The sequence below is a fragment of the Flavimobilis rhizosphaerae genome (assembly GCF_014852685.1).
Lineage (GTDB): Bacteria > Actinomycetota > Actinomycetes > Actinomycetales > Cellulomonadaceae > Flavimobilis > Flavimobilis rhizosphaerae.
Genome location: NZ_JACZDF010000002.1, coordinates 298,367 through 316,798, shown reverse-complemented (window position 1 = coordinate 316,798; position 18,432 = coordinate 298,367). Strand labels below are relative to the sequence as shown.

Sequence of the window (18,432 nt, the reverse complement as noted above, 5' to 3'; positions counted from 1 at the left end):
ACCGGCGTCAGCCGACCGGGCCGCCGAAGATGTCGATCGAGCCCTCGCGGAGGGTGACGATCGCGCGCTTCGTGTCCTTGCGCTTACCGATGCCGAAGCGGGTGCGACGCGACTTCCCCTTGCGGTTGATCGTGTTCACCGACTCGACCTTGACCCCGAAGACCTTCTCGATGGCGATCTTGATCTCGGCACGGTTGGCGTCGGGAGCCACGACGAAGGTGTACTTACCCTCGTCGAGGAGCCCGTAGCTCTTCTCGGAGACGACCGGCGCGATCAGGATGTCGCGCGGGTTCTTCTGCAGAGCGCTCACTTGGCGTCCTCCTCGGCGATCTCGGCGGACGAGGCCACAGCCGTGGCGGAACGTCCGGTGGTCGGCCCGGCCAGGAACGCCTCGAGTGCGCCCTGGGTGAAGACGATGTCGTCCGAGATGAGCACGTCGTAGGTGTTGAGCTGGTCAGCGACCAGGAGGTGCACCTGCGGGGCGTTCCGGAGCGACTTCACCGTGAGCTCGTCGCCACGCTCGAGCACGACGAGGACGTTCTTGCGCTCGGAGAAGCCCGCGAGGACCTTGAGCGCCGAGCTCGTCGACGGCGCGCCGTCGATGCCGAAGCCGGTGACGACGTGGACGCGACCGTGACGGGCGCGGTCCGAGAGGGCGCCACGGAGAGCAGCGGCCTTCATCTTCTTGGGGGTGCGCTGCGTGTAGTCACGCGGCGTCGGGCCGTGGACGACGCCACCGCCGGCGAACTGCGGCGCGCGGGTCGATCCCTGGCGGGCACGACCGGTGCCCTTCTGCTTGTACGGCTTGCGCCCACCACCGGAGACCTCAGCACGGGTCTTGGTGTCGGCCGTGCCCTGGCGCGCAGCAGCGCGCTGGGCGACGACGACCTGGTGGATGAGCGGGACGTTCGTCTGGACGTCGAACACCTCGGCAGGAAGCTCGGCGGTGCCGGCCTTCTTGCCCGTCGGGTCGATGACGTCGACGGTCAGCGTGTCAGCCATGATTGCGGTCACGCTCCCTTCACGGCGCTACGCACGAGGACGACGCCGCCCTTGGGGCCGGGAACTGCGCCCTTGACGAGCAGCAGGCCCTTCTCAGCGTCGACCGCGAAGACGGTCAGGTTCTGGGTGGTCTGGCGCTCGTTGCCCATGCGGCCGGCCATCCGCTGGCCGCGGAAGACGCGACCGGGCGTCGAGGCGCCACCGATGGAGCCGGGCTTGCGGTGGTTGCGGTGTGCACCGTGCGAGGCGCTCACGCCGGCGAAGCCGTGGCGCTTCATGACACCGGCAAAGCCCTTGCCCTTGGTCGTGCCGACGACGTCGACCTTCGCGCCGGCCTCGAAGGCCTCCGCGTTGATCTCCTGGCCGAGCGCGTACTCGGCAGCGTCGGACGTGCGGACCTCGACGAGGTGACGGCGCGGCGTGACACCCGCCTTCTCGAAGTGGCCCTTGAGGGGCTTGGTGACCTTGCGCGGGTCGATCTGGCCCGTGGCGAGCTGGACGGCCGTGTAGCCATCGTTCTCGATCGAGCGGATCTGCGTCACGACGTTGGCACCGACGCGCACGACGGTGACGGGCACAACTCGGCCCGACTCGTCCCACACCTGGGTCATGCCGAGCTTCGTGCCGAGCACCGCCTTCACGGGGCGGTCGTTCTGAGCGGTCATAGTCTGTCTCCTTCCGCTCAGAGCTTGATCTCGATGTTCACGTCCGCAGGCAGGTCGAGACGCATGAGCGAGTCGACGGCCTTCGGCGTGGGATCGATGATGTCGATAAGGCGCTTGTGCGTGCGCATCTCGAAGTGCTCGCGGCTGTCCTTGTACTTGTGAGGCGACCGGATGACGCAGAAAACGTTCTTCTCCGTCGGCAGCGGCACCGGACCCACGACCGTTGCACCAGCGCGGACCACCGTGTCGACGATCTTGCGCGCCGAGCTGTCGATGACCTCGTGGTCGTAGGACTTGAGCCGGATGCGGATCTTCTGTCCCGCCATGGCGTCGTCTGACTCTCTCTCTAGAACTGCAGGATGTCCGACCCACGCGCTCGGGCGTGTCGCTTTGCGCGGCACACACGGTCACGCTCTCCCCTGAGGGATCGGGCCGGTGGGTGTGTCGTTCCGGTTCTCGCCAGGCGATCACCGAGACGTCACGACGTTCGGCAGCCTGTCAGGCGCTCACCGTGAGGGGCATTCGATCTGTGCGCACAGAGAGTCCACCTCACGGGACGGACCCGCGGATCAACACACTGTTCGACACTTGAATGAGCGCGCCCGTGACAGGCAACTTGACCATCCTGCCACGAGACCCCTCGCGTGCACAAACCCTGGCGTCCGTGACCTGCGTCCCACCCCTCCCCCGCCGGCATCCGGAACAGGCCGGACCGAGCATGGAGCGAGAACGCAGCAAGGCCCGGCCCCCCGCGGACGGGGACCGGGCCTTGCTGAGGTGCAGCTCACGCGAGCCGCGGACCGAGGATCAGATGATCACTTGAGGATCTTCGTGACCTGGCCCGAGCCGACCGTGCGGCCACCCTCGCGGATGGCGAAGCCGAGGCCCTCGTCCATCGCGATGGGCTGGATGAGCGTGACCGTCATCTCGGTGTTGTCACCGGGCATGACCATCTCGGTGCCCTCGGGCAGCGTGATGACACCCGTGACGTCCGTCGTGCGGAAGTAGAACTGCGGGCGGTAGTTCGAGTAGAACGGGTTGTGACGGCCACCCTCGTCCTTCGCGAGGATGTAGACACGCGCCTCGAACTCGGTGTGCGGCGTGATCGAGCCCGGCTTGACGACGACCTGGCCGCGCTCGACGTCCTCACGCTTGATGCCACGCAGGAGGAGACCAGTGTTGTCACCGGCCTGAGCCTGGTCCATCTGCTTGTGGAACGTCTCGATGCCCGTGACCGTGGTCTTCTGGACCGGACGGATACCGACGATCTCGACCTCGGTGTTGACGTCGAGCGTGCCGCGGTCAACCTTGCCGGTGACGACCGTGCCACGACCGGTGATCGTGAAGACGTCCTCGATCGGCATGAGGAAGGGCTTGTCGAGGTCACGGACGGGGTCGGGAACGTTCTCGTCCACAGCCTCCATGAGCTCGACGATCTTCGCCGCCCACTCGGGGTCGCCCTCGAGAGCCTTGAGGCCCGAGACGCGGACGACGGGAGCGTCGTCGCCGGGGAAGCCCTGCGACGAAAGGAGCTCACGCACCTCCATCTCGACGAGCTCGAGGATCTCCTCGTCGTCGACCATGTCGGACTTGTTGAGCGCGACGAGGAGGTAGGGAACGCCGACCTGGCGCGCGAGCAGGACGTGCTCACGCGTCTGGGCCATCGGACCGTCGGTCGCGGCGACGACGAGGATCGCGCCGTCCATCTGCGCCGCACCCGTGATCATGTTCTTGATGTAGTCAGCGTGACCCGGCGCGTCGACGTGCGCGTAGTGACGCTTGGGCGTCTCGTACTCAATGTGCGAGATGTTGATCGTGATGCCGCGCTGCTTCTCTTCGGGAGCCTTGTCGATCTCGTCGAAGTTCCGCTGCGTGTTCGCGGGCAGGTCGGGGAACGTGTCCGCGAGCGTCTTCGAGATCGCAGCCGTCAGCGTCGTCTTGCCGTGGTCGACGTGACCGATGGTGCCGATGTTGACGTGCGGCTTGCTCCGCTCGAACTTGGCCTTCGCCACTGGGGTCCTCCTGGGACTTGGGTAGTTGTGCCGAACGATGCAGGTCCTCGCCCCTCGCGGGGCGAGCATCTGCCGGGCGTGCGGGTCGCTACAGGTTGATTGGTTGGAACTTGCTGGTCGACCTGTGGGGACTCACTCGCCCCGGGTCTTCTTGATGATCTCTTCGGCAACGTTCCGAGGGACCTCGGAGTAGCTGTCGAACTGCATCGAGTACACGGCGCGGCCCTGCGTCTTGGAACGCAGGTCACCGATGTACCCGAACATCTCGGAGAGCGGCACCTGGGCACGCACCACCTTAACGCCGGTGGCGTCCTCCATGGACTGGATCATGCCACGGCGCGAGTTGATGTCGCCGATGACGTCACCCATGTACTCCTCAGGAGTACGGACCTCGACCGCCATGACGGGCTCAAGGATGACGGGGTCCGCCTTGCGAATGCCCTCCTTGAGAACCATCGAGCCCGCGATCTTGAACGCCATCTCCGAGGAGTCGACGTCGTGGTAGGCACCGTCGACGAGGGTCGCCTTGACCCCGACGAGCGGGAAGCCGGCGAGGACACCGAGCTGCATCGCCGACTGAATACCGGCGTCGACCGACGGGATGTACTCACGCGGGATACGGCCACCGGTGACGGCGTTGACGAACTCGTAGAGCTGGCCGTCCGTCGTCTCGAGCGGCTCGAAGGTCACCTGGACCTTGGCGAACTGACCCGAACCACCGGTCTGCTTCTTGTGCGTGTACTCGACCTTCTCCGCCGTGCGACGGATGGTCTCGCGGTAGGCGACCTGCGGCTTGCCGACGTTGGCCTCGACCTTGAACTCGCGACGCATACGGTCGACGAGGATGTCGAGGTGGAGCTCGCCCATGCCGCCAATGACGGTCTGGCCGGTCTCCTCGTCGAGCTTGACGCGGAAGGTCGGGTCCTCCTCGGCGAGCTTCTGGATCGCGACGCCGAGCTTCTCCTGGTCGGCCTTCGTCTTCGGCTCGATCGCCACGTCGATGACGGGCTCAGGGAAGGTCATGGACTCGAGGACCACCGGGTTCGCCGGGTCGCAGAGCGTGTCACCGGTGGTGACGTCCTTGAGGCCGATGAACGCGTAGATGTGGCCCGCGCTCGCCGAGTCGACCGGGTTCTCCTTGTTGGAGTGCATCTGGAAGAGCTTGCCGACGCGCTCCTTCTTGCCCTTGGTGGCGTTGAGGATCTGCGCGCCCTGGTCGACCTTGCCCGAGTACACGCGGACGTAGGTGAGCTTCCCGAAGAACGGGTGCGCCGCGACCTTGAACGCGAGGGCCGAGAACGGCTCGCTCGCGTCGGGGTGGCGCTCGATCTTCTCGTTCTCGTCCTTGGGGCTCGTGCCCTCGATCGCGGGGACGTCGAGCGGCGACGGCAGGTAGTCGATGACCGCGTCGAGCATGGGCTGGACGCCCTTGTTCTTGAACGCGGACCCGCACAGGACAGGGAAGGCCTCGCCGGCGATGACGAGCTTGCGGATGCCGGACTTGATCTCGGCGACCGTGAGCTCCTCGCCACCGAGGTACTTGTCGAGGAGAGCCTCGTCGGCCTCCGCGACGTCCTCGATGAGCTGGGCGCGGTACTGCTCCGCCTTTTCCTGGAGATCCGCCGGGATCTCCTCGACGTCGTAGTGCTCGCCGAGCTTGGTCTCGCCGCGCCAGACCATAGCCTTCATCTCGAGGAGGTCGACCATGCCGATGAAGTCGTTCTCGGCACCGATCGGCAGCTGGATGACGAGCGGCTTCGCCTTGAGCCGCTCGACGATCGTCTTCACCGTGAAGTAGAAGTCGGCACCGAGCTTGTCCATCTTGTTGACGAAGCAGATGCGCGGGACGTTGTACTTGTCGGCCTGGCGCCAGACGGTCTCGGACTGGGGCTCGACGCCCTCCTTGCCGTCGAACACCGCGACAGCACCGTCGAGGACGCGCAGCGAACGCTCGACCTCGACCGTGAAGTCGACGTGCCCGGGGGTGTCGATGATGTTGATCTGGTTGTCGTGCCAGTAGCAGGTCGTCGCGGCCGACGTGATCGTGATGCCGCGCTCCTGCTCCTGCTCCATCCAGTCCATCGTCGAGGCACCATCGTGCGTCTCGCCGAGCTTGTAGTTGACACCCGTGTAGAACAGGATGCGCTCGGTGGTGGTGGTCTTGCCGGCATCGATGTGGGCCATGATGCCGATGTTGCGGACCTTGTTCAGGTCGGTCAGCACGTCAAGTGCCACGAGTTTTCCCCTTAGTGGTGGGAGGTCGACGTCGAACGGGCGCGAGCCCGCGTGCCGGAGGCGCCCCGGGTTGTCCGGGGCGCCTCACGGGAATCACCAGCGGTAGTGCGCGAACGCCCTGTTGGACTCCGCCATCTTGTGCATGTCCTCGCGTCGCTTGACCGCGGCGCCGAGGCCGTTCGAGGCGTCGAGGATCTCGTTCATGAGGCGCTCGGTCATCGTCTTCTCGCGACGGGCGCGCGAGAAGTCGGTGAGCCAACGGAGCGCGAGCGTCGTCTGACGCGTCGGGCGGACCTCGACGGGGACCTGGTAGGTCGCACCACCGACGCGGCGCGAGCGGACCTCGAGCGCCGGACGGATGTTCTCGAGCGCGCGCTTGAGCACGACGACGGGGTCGCCGTCAACCTTCGCGCGGACACCCTCGAGCGCGCCGTAGACGATGGCCTCGGCCGTCGTCTTCTTGCCGTCGAGGAGAACCTTGTTGATGAGCTGCGTGACGACGGGCGATCCGTAGACCGGGTCGACGATGATCGGCCGCTTCGGGGCCGGACCCTTACGAGGCATCAGGCCTTCTCCTTCTTCGCGCCGTAGCGGCTGCGCGCCTGCTTGCGGTTCTTGACGCCCTGGGTGTCGAGCGCGCCACGGACGATCTTGTAGCGAACACCGGGGAGGTCCTTCACACGACCGCCGCGCACGAGCACGATCGAGTGCTCCTGGAGGTTGTGGCCGACACCCGGGATGTACGCGGTGACCTCGATCTGGCTCGAGAGGCGCACACGGGCGACCTTCCGAAGCGCCGAGTTCGGCTTCTTGGGGGTGGTGGTGTACACGCGGGTGCACACGCCACGCCGCTGCGGGGAGCCCTTGAGCGCGGGAGTCTTCGACTTCCCGGCCTTGGAGGTCCGCCCCTTGCGGACGAGCTGCTGGATCGTAGGCACTACGTCTCCGTGTCTTCTCGAGCTGAGCGGGGCCGCGCCCCGCCGGGTGTGGTCTGTGTCGCGCCGGCAGCACGGCGCACACCCGCCCCCACTCCGTGGGGACGGAACGCCAACTACCACCGGCTCGATGGTCCGTCAGGCTGGGCGGTGAAGCCCTGCCGTCCGGAATGCCTGCATGACCGTCGGGAACATCCGTGCGTGGCACGGCGTCGATCCCCCGGGAGGCCGGCGTGGCACCAGGTGTCACGCCCACTTCGCGGGGCATCGCCTCCGCCGCGTCCGCCGGACGAACCGGCCGTGCGCATGCGGATGCCCGACGGCGCGGGCACAGTGTCCAACACTAACGACGGCGATCCCGCACTGTCAAAGGACGAGCGCACGCGAGAACTGTGATCCCGCGCACCGGTCTCCGACGGCCGAGAGGCCCGCCGCACGTGCGACGGGCCTCTCGGTCATGACGGTCGGTCAACGACTCACTGGTAGTCGCCGAAGTCGATCTCGTCGAGCGGGATCGCGTCCCCCGAGCCCAAGCCGAGCGTCGGGAAGTCGATCTCGTCGTAGCCGAAGCTCGGGTAGAGCTCCGCCTTCGCCGCCTCGGTCGGCTCGACCTTGACGTCGCGGTAGCGGGGCATGCCCGTCCCGGCGGGGATGAGCTTACCGAGGATGACGTTCTCCTTGAGACCGAGCAGCGGGTCACGACGACCGCTCATCGCAGCCTCCGTGAGCACGCGCGTCGTCTCCTGGAAGGACGCTGCCGACAGCCACGACTCCGTCGCGAGCGACGCCTTCGTGATGCCCATGAGCTCGGGACGGCCCGAGGCCGGACGGCCACCCTCGGCGACCGCTGCCCGGTTGGCGTCCTCGAAGCGCGAACGCTCCGCGAGCTCGCCCGGGAGAAGGGTCGTGTCGCCCGACTCGAGCACCGTCACGCGACGGAGCATCTGCCGGACGATGACCTCGATGTGCTTGTCGTGGATGTCCACACCCTGCGAGCGGTAGACCTCCTGGACCTCGTCGACGAGGTGCTTCTGCGTCTGGCGCGGGCCGAGGATGCGCAGGACCTTCTTGGGGTCCACCGCACCCTGGACGAGCTGCGCACCGACCTCGACGTGCTCGCCGTCGGAGACGAGGAGACGGGCACGCTTGGTCACCGGGTACGCGATCTCCTCGCCGCCGTCGTCCGGCGTGAGGACGAGACGACGCGAACGGTCGGACTCGTCGATCGTGATGCGTCCCGAGAACTCCGCGATGGGCGCCTCACCCTTGGGGGTGCGGGCCTCGAAGAGCTCCGTGACACGCGGCAGACCCTGCGTGATGTCGTCGGCCGACGCCACACCACCGGTGTGGAACGTCCGCATCGTCAGCTGCGTGCCGGGCTCACCGATCGACTGCGCCGCGATGATACCGACGGCCTCACCGATGTCGACGAGCTTGCCGGTCGCGAGCGAACGGCCGTAGCACTTCGCGCACGTCCCGACCCGCGACTCGCACGTGAGGACCGAACGCACCTTGAGGTCCGGAACGCCGGCCTCGACGAGGGCGTCGATAAGGACGTCGCCGACGTCCTCCCCTGCCTCGCCGATGACCTTGCCGTCGACCTCGACCGCGGTCGCGAGCGTCCGCGAGTAGATCGAGGTCTCGACCTTCCCGTGGCGGGTGAACGAGCCGTCACGGCGCTTCTCCGACACCGGGAGCGTGAGGCCACGCTCCGTGCCGCAGTCCTCCTCGCGGACGATGACGTCCTGCGAGACGTCGACGAGACGGCGCGTGAGGTAACCCGAGTCGGCAGTACGGAGAGCCGTGTCGGCCAGGCCCTTACGTGCACCGTGGGTCGCGATGAAGTACTCGACGACCGAGAGACCCTCGCGGTAGTTGGACTTGATCGGGCGCGGGATGATCTCGCCCTTCGGGTTCGCCACAAGACCGCGCATACCGGCGATCTGACGGACCTGCATCCAGTTACCACGCGCACCCGAACCGACCATGCGGTAGACGGTGTTGCGTGCGCGGCCCTCGAAGTTCGAGCGCATCGCGGACGCGACCTTGTCCGTCGCCTGGGTCCAGATCTCGATGAGTTCCTGACGACGCTCGTCGTCCGTGATGAGGCCCTTCTCGTACTGGCCCTGGACGCGGAGCGCCCGCTCCTCGTGAGCGTCGAGGATCTCGCGCTTGTCGTCCGGCGTCGTGACGTCGGAGATGGCGATCGTCACGCCCGAGCGCGTCGCCCAGCGGAAGCCCGCGGACTTCAGCGCGTCGAGCGACTCGGCAACCTCGGCCTTGGGGTACTTCTCGGCGAGCTCGTTGACGATCGCCGAGAGCTGCTTCTTGTCGACGACGCCGTTGTAGTACGGGTAGTCGATCGGCAGCGTCTCGTTGAAGAGCGCGCGGCCGAGCGTCGTCTCGACGAGGAGCGGCTGACCGGTCTCCCAGCCCTCGGGCGCTTCGAAGTCCGCGCCGGCGACGAAGTCGCTCATCCGGATCTTCACGACCGCGTTGAGGTCGAGCGTTCCCTGGTCGAACGCCATGATCGCCTCGGCGACCGACGCGAACGCACGCCCCTCGCCCTCGGCGTCCTCACGGTCCGACGTCAGGTGGAACAGACCGATGATCATGTCCTGCGAGGGCATGGTCACCGGACGGCCGTCCGACGGCTTGAGGATGTTGTTGCTCGAGAGCATGAGGATGCGCGCCTCGGCCTGGGCCTCGGCGGACAGCGGCAGGTGGACAGCCATCTGGTCGCCGTCGAAGTCGGCGTTGAACGCCGCGCAGACGAGCGGGTGCAGGTGGATGGCCTTGCCCTCGACGAGCTGCGGCTCGAACGCCTGGATGCCCAGACGGTGCAGCGTGGGAGCACGGTTGAGGAGGACCGGGTGCTCCGTGATGACCTCTTCGAGGACGTCCCACACGACCGGGCGCGCACGCTCGACCATCCGCTTGGCGGACTTGATGTTCTGCGCGTGGTTGAGGTCGACGAGCCGCTTCATGACGAATGGCTTGAAGAGCTCGAGCGCCATCTGCTTGGGCAGGCCGCACTGGTGGAGCTTGAGCTGCGGACCGACGACGATGACCGAACGGCCGGAGTAGTCGACACGCTTGCCGAGGAGGTTCTGACGGAAGCGCCCCTGCTTGCCCTTGAGCATGTCCGAGATGGACTTGAGCGGACGGTTGCCGGGGCCCGTCACCGGGCGGCCACGACGGCCGTTGTCGAACAGCGAGTCGACGGCCTCCTGAAGCATGCGCTTCTCGTTGTTGACGATGATCTCGGGCGCACCGAGGTCGAGGAGCCGCTTGAGGCGGTTGTTGCGGTTGATGACGCGGCGGTACAGGTCGTTGAGGTCCGACGTCGCGAAGCGTCCACCGTCGAGCTGCACCATCGGGCGCAGGTCCGGCGGGATGACGGGGACGGCGTCGAGGACCATCGCCGACGGCGAGTTCGTCGTCGTGAGGAACGCGTTGACGACCTTGAGTCGCTTGAGGGCGCGGGTCTTCTTCTGGCCCTTGCCGGTCGCGATGATCTCGCGGAGCAGCTCGGACTCGGCCACGAGGTCGAAGTCCTGCAGGCGCTTCTGGATCGCCGCGGCGCCCATCGAGCCCTCGAAGTAGTTGCCGTACCGGTCGGCGAGGGAGCGGTAGAGCATCTCGTCACCGAGGAGGTCGCCAACCTTGAGGTTCTTGAACTTGTCCCAGACCTCCTCAAGGCGGTCGAGCTCGGCGTCCGCGCGCTTGCGCAGCTGCGCCATCTCGCGCTCGGCGGAGTCGCGAACCTTGCGGCGCGCGTCGGCGCGAGCACCCTCGGCCTCGAGCGTCGCGAGGTCGTCCTCGAGGCGCTTGGCGCGCGTCTCGATCTCGTTGTCGCGACGGTCGGTGATCTCCTTCTTCTCCAGGTCGATCTCGTTCTGGAGGTTGGGGAGGTCCTCGTGGCGGCCGTCGGCGTCGACCGACGTGATCATGTACGCCGCGAAGTAGATGACCTTCTCGAGGTCCTTCGGGGCGATGTCGAGCAGGTAGCCGAGGCGCGAGGGCACACCCTTGAAGAACCAGATGTGCGTGACGGGCGCAGCGAGCTCGATGTGGCCCATGCGCTCACGACGGACCTTCGAGCGCGTCACCTCGACGCCGCAGCGCTCGCAGATGATGCCCTTGAAGCGCACGCGCTTGTACTTGCCGCAGTAGCACTCCCAGTCCCGGGTGGGACCGAAGATCTTCTCGCAGAAGAGTCCGTCCTTCTCAGGCTTGAGGGTGCGGTAGTTGATGGTCTCGGGCTTCTTGACCTCACCGTGCGACCAGGCGCGGATGTCGTCCGCGGTCGCCAGTCCGATACGCAGCTCGTCGAAGACGTTGACGTCGAGCAATGTGTCCTACTTCCGTGGTCCGCCGGGGCGGGGCCCCCGCCCCGGCGTCATTCTCGAAAAAGTGGTGTCAGGCTCGCGCGGCCCGCATCGTGTGCGGAGCGGGCCGCGCGCCCGAGGTCAGATCTCGTCGATCGTGGCGGCCGCGTTGGGACGGCGGGACAGGTCGATGCCCAGCTCCTCCGCAGCGCGGTACACCTCGTCGTCGGACTCCCGCATCTCGATCGAGACGCCGTCGGACGACAGCACCTCGACGTTGAGGCAGAGCGACTGCATCTCCTTGAGGAGGACCTTGAAGGACTCCGGGATGCCCGAGTCGGGGATGTTCTCGCCCTTGACGATCGCCTCGTAGACCTTGACACGGCCGGGGACGTCGTCCGACTTGATGGTGAGGAGCTCCTGGAGGGTGTAAGCCGCGCCGTACGCCTCGAGGGCCCACACCTCCATCTCGCCGAAGCGCTGTCCACCGAACTGCGCCTTACCACCGAGCGGCTGCTGCGTGATCATCGAGTAGGGACCCGTCGACCGCGCGTGGATCTTGTCGTCCACGAGGTGGTGCAGCTTGAGGATGTACATGTAGCCGACCGAGACGGGCTCGGGGAACGGCTCGCCGGAGCGACCGTCGAAGAGCCGCGCCTTGCCGTCGGCGCCGACGAGCCGGTCGCCGTCACGCGTCGGCAGCGTCGAACCGAGGAGACCCGTGAGGCCCTCCTCCTCGAGACCGTCGAACACCGGGGTCGCGAGCGGGCGGCCTGGTTCGGACGCGAGCGCCGTCTCCGGGAGCGTCTTGATCCACTCGAGGTCGCCCTCGGCGAGCTTGACGTCGTAACCCTGGGACGCGATCCAGCCGAGGTGGACCTCGAGGACCTGCCCGACGTTCATACGACCGGGGACGCCCATGGGGTTGAGGATGATGTCGACCGGCGTGCCGTCGGGGAGGAACGGCATGTCCTCGACCGGGAGGATCGTCGAGATGACGCCCTTGTTGCCGTGACGGCCGGCAAGCTTGTCACCTGCGGTGATCTTGCGGCGCTGCGCGATGTACACGCGCACGAGCTCGTTGACGCCGGCGGGGAGCTCGTCGCCGTCCTCGCGACGGAACTCCTTGACGCCGATGACCGTGCCGGACTCGCCGTGAGGAACCTTGAGCGACGTGTCGCGGACCTCGCGCGCCTTCTCGCCGAAGATCGCGCGGAGCAGGCGCTCCTCCGGGGTGAGCTCGGTCTCGCCCTTGGGCGTGACCTTGCCGACGAGCACGTCGCCGGCCCCGACCTCGGCACCGATGCGGATGATGCCGCGCTCGTCGAGGTCCGCGAGGACCTCCTCGGAGACGTTCGGGATGTCCCGCGTGATCTCCTCCGGGCCGAGCTTCGTGTCACGCGCGTCGATCTCGTGCTCCTCGATGTGGATCGAGGAGAGGACGTCGTCCTGGACGAGGCGCTGCGACAGGATGATCGCGTCCTCGTAGTTGTGGCCCTCCCACGACATGAACGCGACGAGGAGGTTGCGGCCGAGCGCGAGCTCGCCGCCGTCGGTCGCGGGGCCGTCGGCGAGGACGGAACCGACCTCGACGCGCTGGCCCTCGTCGACGAGGACACGCTGGTTGTACGACGTGCCCTGGTTCGAGCGGCGGAACTTCGACGCGCGGTAGCTCGTCTTCGTGCCGTCGTCGTTCGCGACCGTCACGAGGTCCGCGGAGACCTCGGTGACGACGCCCGGACGCGTCGCGACGATGACGTCGCCCGCGTCGACCGCGGCGCGCCACTCCATGCCGGTGCCGACGAGCGGCGCCTCGGAGCGGACGAGCGGCACGGCCTGACGCTGCATGTTCGCGCCCATGAGCGCGCGGTTGGCGTCGTCGTGCTCGAGGAACGGGATGAGTGCGGTCGCGACAGAGACCATCTGGCGCGGGGAGACGTCCATGTAGTCGACGTCGCCGCGGGGCGCGAGGTCGACCTCGCCACCCTTCATGCGGACGGTGACGCGGGCGTCAACGAACGCACCCTCCGCGGTCAGCGGCTGGTTGGCCTGCGCGATGATGTGCCGGTCCTCGTCGTCGGCCGTGAGGTACTCGACCTCGTCGGTGACGAGGCCGTCGACGACCTTGCGGTACGGCGTCTCGATGAAGCCGAACGGGTTGATGCGGCCGAACGACGCGAGGGAGCCGATGAGGCCGATGTTCGGGCCTTCAGGCGTCTCGATGGGGCACATGCGGCCGTAGTGCGACGGGTGGACGTCGCGGACCTCCATGCCGGCGCGGTCACGCGAGAGACCGCCCGGGCCGAGCGCCGAGAGACGACGCTTGTGGGTGAGACCCGCGAGCGGGTTGTTCTGGTCCATGAACTGCGACAGCTGCGACGTCCCGAAGAACTCCTTGATGGAGGCGACGACGGGACGGATGTTGATGAGCGTCTGCGGCGTGATGGCCTCGACGTCCTGGGTCGTCATGCGCTCACGCACGACACGCTCCATGCGCGACAGGCCCGTGCGGACCTGGTTCTGGATGAGCTCACCGACAGCGCGGATGCGACGGTTGCCGAAGTGGTCGATGTCGTCGGTCTCGACACGGACGTCGACGGCCTCGCCATCGCGCAGGCCCGCCATCGTCGACTTGTCCGCGTGGAGCGACGCGAGGTACTTGATCGTCGCGACGACGTCCGCGACCTCGAGAACCGACGCCTCGAGCTCCGCGTCACGGCCGAGCTTCTTGTTGAGCTTGTAGCGTCCGACCTTCGCGAGGTCGTAGCGCTTGGAGTTGAAGTAGAAGTTGTCGAGCAGGCTGCGGCCCGCCTCGACCGTCGGCGGCTCGCCCGGACGGATCTTGCGGTAGAGGTCGACGAGCGCCTCGTCCTGCGTCTGGACCGTGTCCTTGTCGAGCGTGTCGAGGACCGCGGGGAACTCCGCGAACTCCTCGCGGATCTCGGACTCCGTGAGGCCGAGGGCCTTGAGGAGGACCGTCACCGACTGCTTGCGCTTGCGGTCGACGCGCACGCCGACGGCGTCACGCTTGTCGATCTCGAACTCGAGCCATGCACCGCGGCTCGGGATGATCTTCGCGGAGAAGATGTCCTTGTCCGACGTCTTGTCGGGCGTGCGCTCGAAGTAGACGCCGGGCGAACGGACGAGCTGGGAGACGACGACACGCTCGGTGCCGTTGATGATGAACGTGCCGCGCTCGGTCATGAGCGGGAAGTCACCCATGAAGACCGTCTGGCTCTTGATCTCACCCGTGCTGGTGTTCGTGAACTCCGCCGTGACGAACAGCGGCGCCGCGTAGGTGAAGTCCTTCTCCTTGCACTCGTCGGCCGAGTGCTTCGGCGGCTCGAACCGGTGGTTCGAGAACGCGAGCTCCATGGTCTCGCCGAAGTCCTGGATCGGGGAGATCTCCTCGAAGATCTCCTCGAGGCCCGACTTCGTCGGGACGTCACGACGCCCCGACTCCTGCGCAGCGGCGACACGCGCCTGCCACTTCTCGTTGCCGAGGAGCCAGTCGAAGCTCTCGGTCTGGAGACCCAGGAGGTCAGGGACCTCGAGGGGCTCATAGATCCTTGCGAAGGAGAGACGCGGCGACGCGGTGCGGTTCGCGATCGCGTCGGCGGACGGTGCAGAAGGGGTGCGCGAGGCAGCCAAGAGGGGTCCTTCCCTGCGGTTCGAGTGCACGCTGGGCGCCTCGGCGGACCCGACCGCCGGCCTCGCTCCGCGCATAGCTCCGGCCAGCGGTGGGATACCGTGGGCGGCGCGTGCAGGGATTCGATGGCGGGCAAGACGTCAGGACACACGTCAGCGCAAAGCGCTAGCATAATGCGAATGGCTGCACAGGGCAACCATCCTGGTCAGGTGCGGTGAATCACACCTGTATCCCGGTCGCGCGAGGCGATCGAAGAGCACCTCAGCCCGACCGGGCAACAACCCCGCGAGGGGTTCGAACTCGTCCTCACACGCCCGCCATCTGATGCATGAGGCTGCGACGCGCCACAGGCACGCCAACTCGCGACTATAACAGGCCGCCGCAAGCCCCGCACGCCGCGCGTATTCGTACGGCAAGATGCCTGCGAGCATCGCGGCGAACCTCGCAACAGGACGCCCTTGCCCGGAAGGCACGTGGTCCGCGCCCGAGCCCAGGATCCGGTGCACGGACTTCCCCTGGATGTCGACCAGCTGGCCGCCCGCCTGACGCAACGACAGCATCCGCGCCTCGAGCTTCGGGTTCGTGCCGTCCGCCGGCAGCTGAGCCGTTCCCGTTCCCGGGACCACGACGCCCGCCGTCTTCGGCAGCGAGGTCGGCACATCCTCCACGACGACAAGCTTGTTCGCCGACCGACCTGTGAACGTGATCTCGACTCGTCGGTTCGCCGCCCGAGCCTCCGCGCTCGTGCCCTCGACCTTGGGTTCCCGCGAGCCCTTGCCCGCGGCGAACACAGCCGCGCAGCCACCTATCGGCACGAAGGACCCCGCTTTCTCCGACGACGCGGCCCACGTCGCCGCCGAGCCCGGCATCTGCGCTGCGGGCGCCTGCACGACCGGGACCTCGACGACGTCGAAGCCCGGCACCATGACGAAGATCGAGGCCCCACCCACCGGGGGGAAGCCCAGCGTCAACGTTGTCGTCTGCCCCGGGAACAGCTCGAGCTTGTCGCTCTCGGCCGCCCACGTGCCACCGGTCCCCAACGGCCGTGCCGACGTGCCCGTCGATGGGTCGAAGATCGTGAAACCTGTCTGGAGCGAACCGCCCTCGGGCCCCATGAAGATGCTCATGAAAGCCCTGCTGTTCTGAGCGAGGTCGGCAGGGCCTGCGAACTCCACCGTGAGCAGTCCCCGCCGACGCGATGAGATCAGCTGATCGGGACGTCGAGGAAGCGATAGGCGTCCGGGGCGTCGACCGTCACGGTCGACGCCGACGGGTCGACGTCGGGCCACACGAACACGTACCGGTGCGGCCCACCCGGCACGGGAAGCATCTCTGCGACCTGCGACCCGAGGACCCGCCGCTCGTCCGGGTTGGTGCCCGTCCCGGGCCGGAAGTCGACGGGGAACACGCGTGTCGTCGGCGTGAGCAGCGAGACGTTCGCGATCGATACGAAGCCGAAGCCACGCTCCGCCCTGTTGCCGAGCGTGCGAACCGCATCGCCGAAGAGGAACCCGGTCGACGCACGCGTCGTCGGTGCCGCGATCTCGAGCACCCCGACGAGCTGCCCCCCGACCCGACGCAGCGACACGACCCGCGCATCGAGCTCGGGGTTGAGCTGGTGCGCCGGCACGCGTGCCGTTCCAAGACCCGTCGCGACCGCGCCCAAGGTGTCGGGGAGCTCGGCCGGTACGTCGTCGACGACGACGAGCTTGTTCGCCGAGCGACCGGTGAACGTGATCTCGACACGACGGTTGGCCGCTCGGGCATCGTCGCTCGTGTTCTTGACCTTCGGCTCCTTCGAGCCACGCCCCTCGGTCTTCACGACGAACGTCGACCCGAGGATGGGACGCAGTCGATCCGCCACGGACTCGGCACGCGCCTTCGACAAGGCCATGTTGGACGATTGGAAGGCCTCACCTCGGCCCGAAGCGATCACGGGCACGCAGCGCGACACGTACCGGTCAGCTGATCGGGACGTCAAGGAAGCGGTAGGCGTCCGGAGCATCGACCGTCACTGTCGTCGCCGACGGATCCACGTCCGGCCACACCATCACGAACGTCCGCGGACGCGACGCATCACCAGGATGCAGCTTGGTGTTCGGGTCGACCACGAGACGGTGGAACTCCCCCGCCTCCCCGACCGAGACGAAGTCGCTCGCAAGGACCCGCTGCGCCGGCGTCAGCAACGTGACGTTCGAGATGTCAAAGGAACCACGCGCAGGCCGTGAGTCCACCCAGGACGTCGTCCCGAACAGCACATCCGACAGCACAGGACCGTCCGGCCCGGAGACCTCGAGCCGCCCGACGAGATTGCCACCGACGCGGCGCACCGAGACGACCTTGACGTCGATGACCGGGTCCGACAGCGACCCACCCTTCAGTACGCGCGGTCTCCGTCGCCGAGACCACCGTGCCCGTCGTCTCAGGCGGCTCGGTCGGCACGTCGTCGACGACGACCAGCTAGTTCGCCGAGCGACCCGTGAGAGTGATCTCCACCCGACGGTTCGCAGCCCGAGCCTCCTCGCTCGCCCCCTCGACCATCGGCTCGCTCGAACCACGCCCCTCGGTCTTCACCGTGAACACTGCCCCCAGGATCGGACGCAGCCCCTCAGCCACCGACTCCGCACGCGCCTTCGACAACGTCGTGTTCGACGCAGCATCACCCTGATCGTCCGTGTGACCGACCACCGTGATCTCGCCCGACGCCGCCGCAGCCTCCGCGATCTTGCGCCCTGCTGTGTCGACAACCTTCTGCGTCTTGCCCGACAGGTTCGACTTGTTGAACGCGAACAGCACATCAGCCGGCAGCTCAACAAGTACCTGATCGCCAGCCACCTCAACCGTCGACTTCGTCACCAGACTCATCGCACGGGCCTCGAGGGACGTGAACGCACCGGCAAGAGCGGCCGAACCCGCCCACGGCTTGGCAGTCTCGAGCCAATGGTCCGACCCCTGCTCGACCACAGGGACCTGGACGATGTCGAAACCAGGGACATGCACCGAGAGCGTCGGCGACGACACCGCAGGGAAGGCAGCCGTCAGGATCCGCGTCCCACCCGGAGCGAGCCGGACGTCGTCGACAACAGCTGCAACCTCGTCGCCTGCGCGCAGCGGCGACGACGCGAGACCCGCGTCAAGATCGAGGAGCTTGAGCCCTCGAGGCTCGAACGACACCGGACCGTCCTCGAACAGCGGGATGAACGATGACGACTCCGGATCCGCATCCGATCCACCGACGATCTCGACAGTCGCGAGCGAACGACCCTCGGCAGCGGAGGACTGGACCGGGTGTACCCACGCCGTGACCTCCCCGCCGATCGTGGCAGTCATGTCGGGCGCGGTCGTCACCGTGATGGGAACCGAACCCACAGGACGCACGGGAGGAGCATCAGTCGGCGCCGGTGTCGCCGCAGCATCCTCGCTCGGTGTCCGAGCAGTCGTCGTCGGCTGAGTCGTCGGGGCACCCTCTCCCGTCGTTGACGGCGAGCAGGCCGCCACCATCGCCACGACGAGAGCCACCGACGCACCCCACGCACAGGTTCTACGATCGCCCACGGAACTCCCCCTCATCTCCGTAACCGCCACTGGCGCGGCACCCCGGGC

Annotated in this window: 14 protein-coding genes; all 14 read right to left on the bottom strand. The window is 67.3% G+C overall.

Annotated elements, in window-relative coordinates; all coding sequences use genetic code 11:
• Nucleotides 1-7 precede the first annotated feature (7 nt).
• The 14 genes from rplW to IGS67_RS14300 all read right to left on the bottom strand — a co-directional run bounded on the left by rplW (nucleotide 8) and on the right by IGS67_RS14300 (nucleotide 18,207).
• Nucleotides 8-310 carry a 50S ribosomal protein L23 gene (gene rplW, locus IGS67_RS04745; RefSeq protein ID WP_102509354.1) on the bottom strand — a complete coding sequence of 101 codons (303 nt, stop codon included), beginning with the start codon at nucleotides 308-310 and terminating at the stop codon, nucleotides 8-10.
• On the bottom strand, nucleotides 307-1,002 hold the full coding sequence (gene rplD / locus IGS67_RS04740; protein ID WP_192278394.1) for a 50S ribosomal protein L4: 696 nt from the start codon (nucleotides 1,000-1,002) through the stop codon (nucleotides 307-309). Before rplD ends, rplW begins: the two co-directional genes overlap by 4 nt.
• Before the next feature lie 8 nt (nucleotides 1,003-1,010).
• On the bottom strand, nucleotides 1,011-1,667 hold the full coding sequence (gene rplC, locus IGS67_RS04735) for a 50S ribosomal protein L3 (protein ID WP_102509356.1): 657 nt from the start codon (nucleotides 1,665-1,667) through the stop codon (nucleotides 1,011-1,013).
• A 17-nt stretch (nucleotides 1,668-1,684) separates the two neighbouring features.
• On the bottom strand, nucleotides 1,685-1,993 hold the full coding sequence (gene rpsJ / locus IGS67_RS04730; RefSeq protein ID WP_102509357.1) for a 30S ribosomal protein S10: 309 nt from the start codon (nucleotides 1,991-1,993) through the stop codon (nucleotides 1,685-1,687).
• A gap of 489 nt (nucleotides 1,994-2,482) precedes the next feature.
• A complete protein-coding gene (gene tuf / locus IGS67_RS04725; RefSeq protein WP_102509358.1) occupies nucleotides 2,483-3,679 on the bottom strand; it encodes an elongation factor Tu in 1,197 nt (398 codons plus the stop codon).
• A 132-nt stretch (nucleotides 3,680-3,811) separates the two neighbouring features.
• Nucleotides 3,812-5,914, bottom strand: coding sequence for an elongation factor G (gene fusA, locus IGS67_RS04720; protein WP_192278392.1), 2,103 nt, complete (start codon nucleotides 5,912-5,914; stop codon nucleotides 3,812-3,814).
• A 93-nt stretch (nucleotides 5,915-6,007) separates the two neighbouring features.
• Nucleotides 6,008-6,478 (bottom strand): 30S ribosomal protein S7, encoded by a 471-nt coding sequence (gene rpsG / locus IGS67_RS04715; protein ID WP_102509360.1) that lies wholly within the window; start codon nucleotides 6,476-6,478, stop codon nucleotides 6,008-6,010.
• Nucleotides 6,478-6,852: a 30S ribosomal protein S12 gene (gene rpsL / locus IGS67_RS04710; RefSeq protein ID WP_102509361.1), complete on the bottom strand. Its 375-nt coding sequence runs from the start codon at nucleotides 6,850-6,852 to the stop codon at nucleotides 6,478-6,480. The genes rpsG and rpsL overlap by 1 nt, the downstream gene beginning before the upstream one ends.
• 473 nt (nucleotides 6,853-7,325) lie before the next feature.
• The gene (locus tag IGS67_RS04705) at nucleotides 7,326-11,204 is read right to left on the bottom strand and encodes a DNA-directed RNA polymerase subunit beta' (protein ID WP_192278390.1); all 3,879 of its coding nucleotides are present in this window, start codon (nucleotides 11,202-11,204) and stop codon (nucleotides 7,326-7,328) included.
• A 117-nt stretch (nucleotides 11,205-11,321) separates the two neighbouring features.
• Complete coding sequence (rpoB, locus tag IGS67_RS04700; protein WP_192278388.1) at nucleotides 11,322-14,831, bottom strand: DNA-directed RNA polymerase subunit beta; 3,510 nt, start codon at nucleotides 14,829-14,831, stop codon at nucleotides 11,322-11,324.
• Nucleotides 14,832-14,981: 150 nt separating this feature from the next.
• Nucleotides 14,982-15,956, bottom strand: a complete 975-nt coding sequence (locus IGS67_RS04695; RefSeq protein ID WP_192278942.1) for a hypothetical protein — start codon at nucleotides 15,954-15,956, stop codon at nucleotides 14,982-14,984.
• Nucleotides 15,957-16,033: 77 nt separating this feature from the next.
• Entirely contained in the window at nucleotides 16,034-16,723 is a 690-nt protein-coding gene (locus IGS67_RS04690) for an OmpA family protein (RefSeq protein ID WP_192278386.1), read from the bottom strand.
• 67 nt (nucleotides 16,724-16,790) lie between these two features.
• Entirely contained in the window at nucleotides 16,791-17,159 is a 369-nt protein-coding gene (locus IGS67_RS04685; protein ID WP_192278384.1) for a hypothetical protein, read from the bottom strand.
• 130 nt (nucleotides 17,160-17,289) lie between these two features.
• Nucleotides 17,290-18,207, bottom strand: coding sequence for an OmpA family protein (locus IGS67_RS14300; RefSeq protein WP_192278382.1), 918 nt, complete (start codon nucleotides 18,205-18,207; stop codon nucleotides 17,290-17,292).
• Nucleotides 18,208-18,432: the final 225 nt, after the last annotated feature.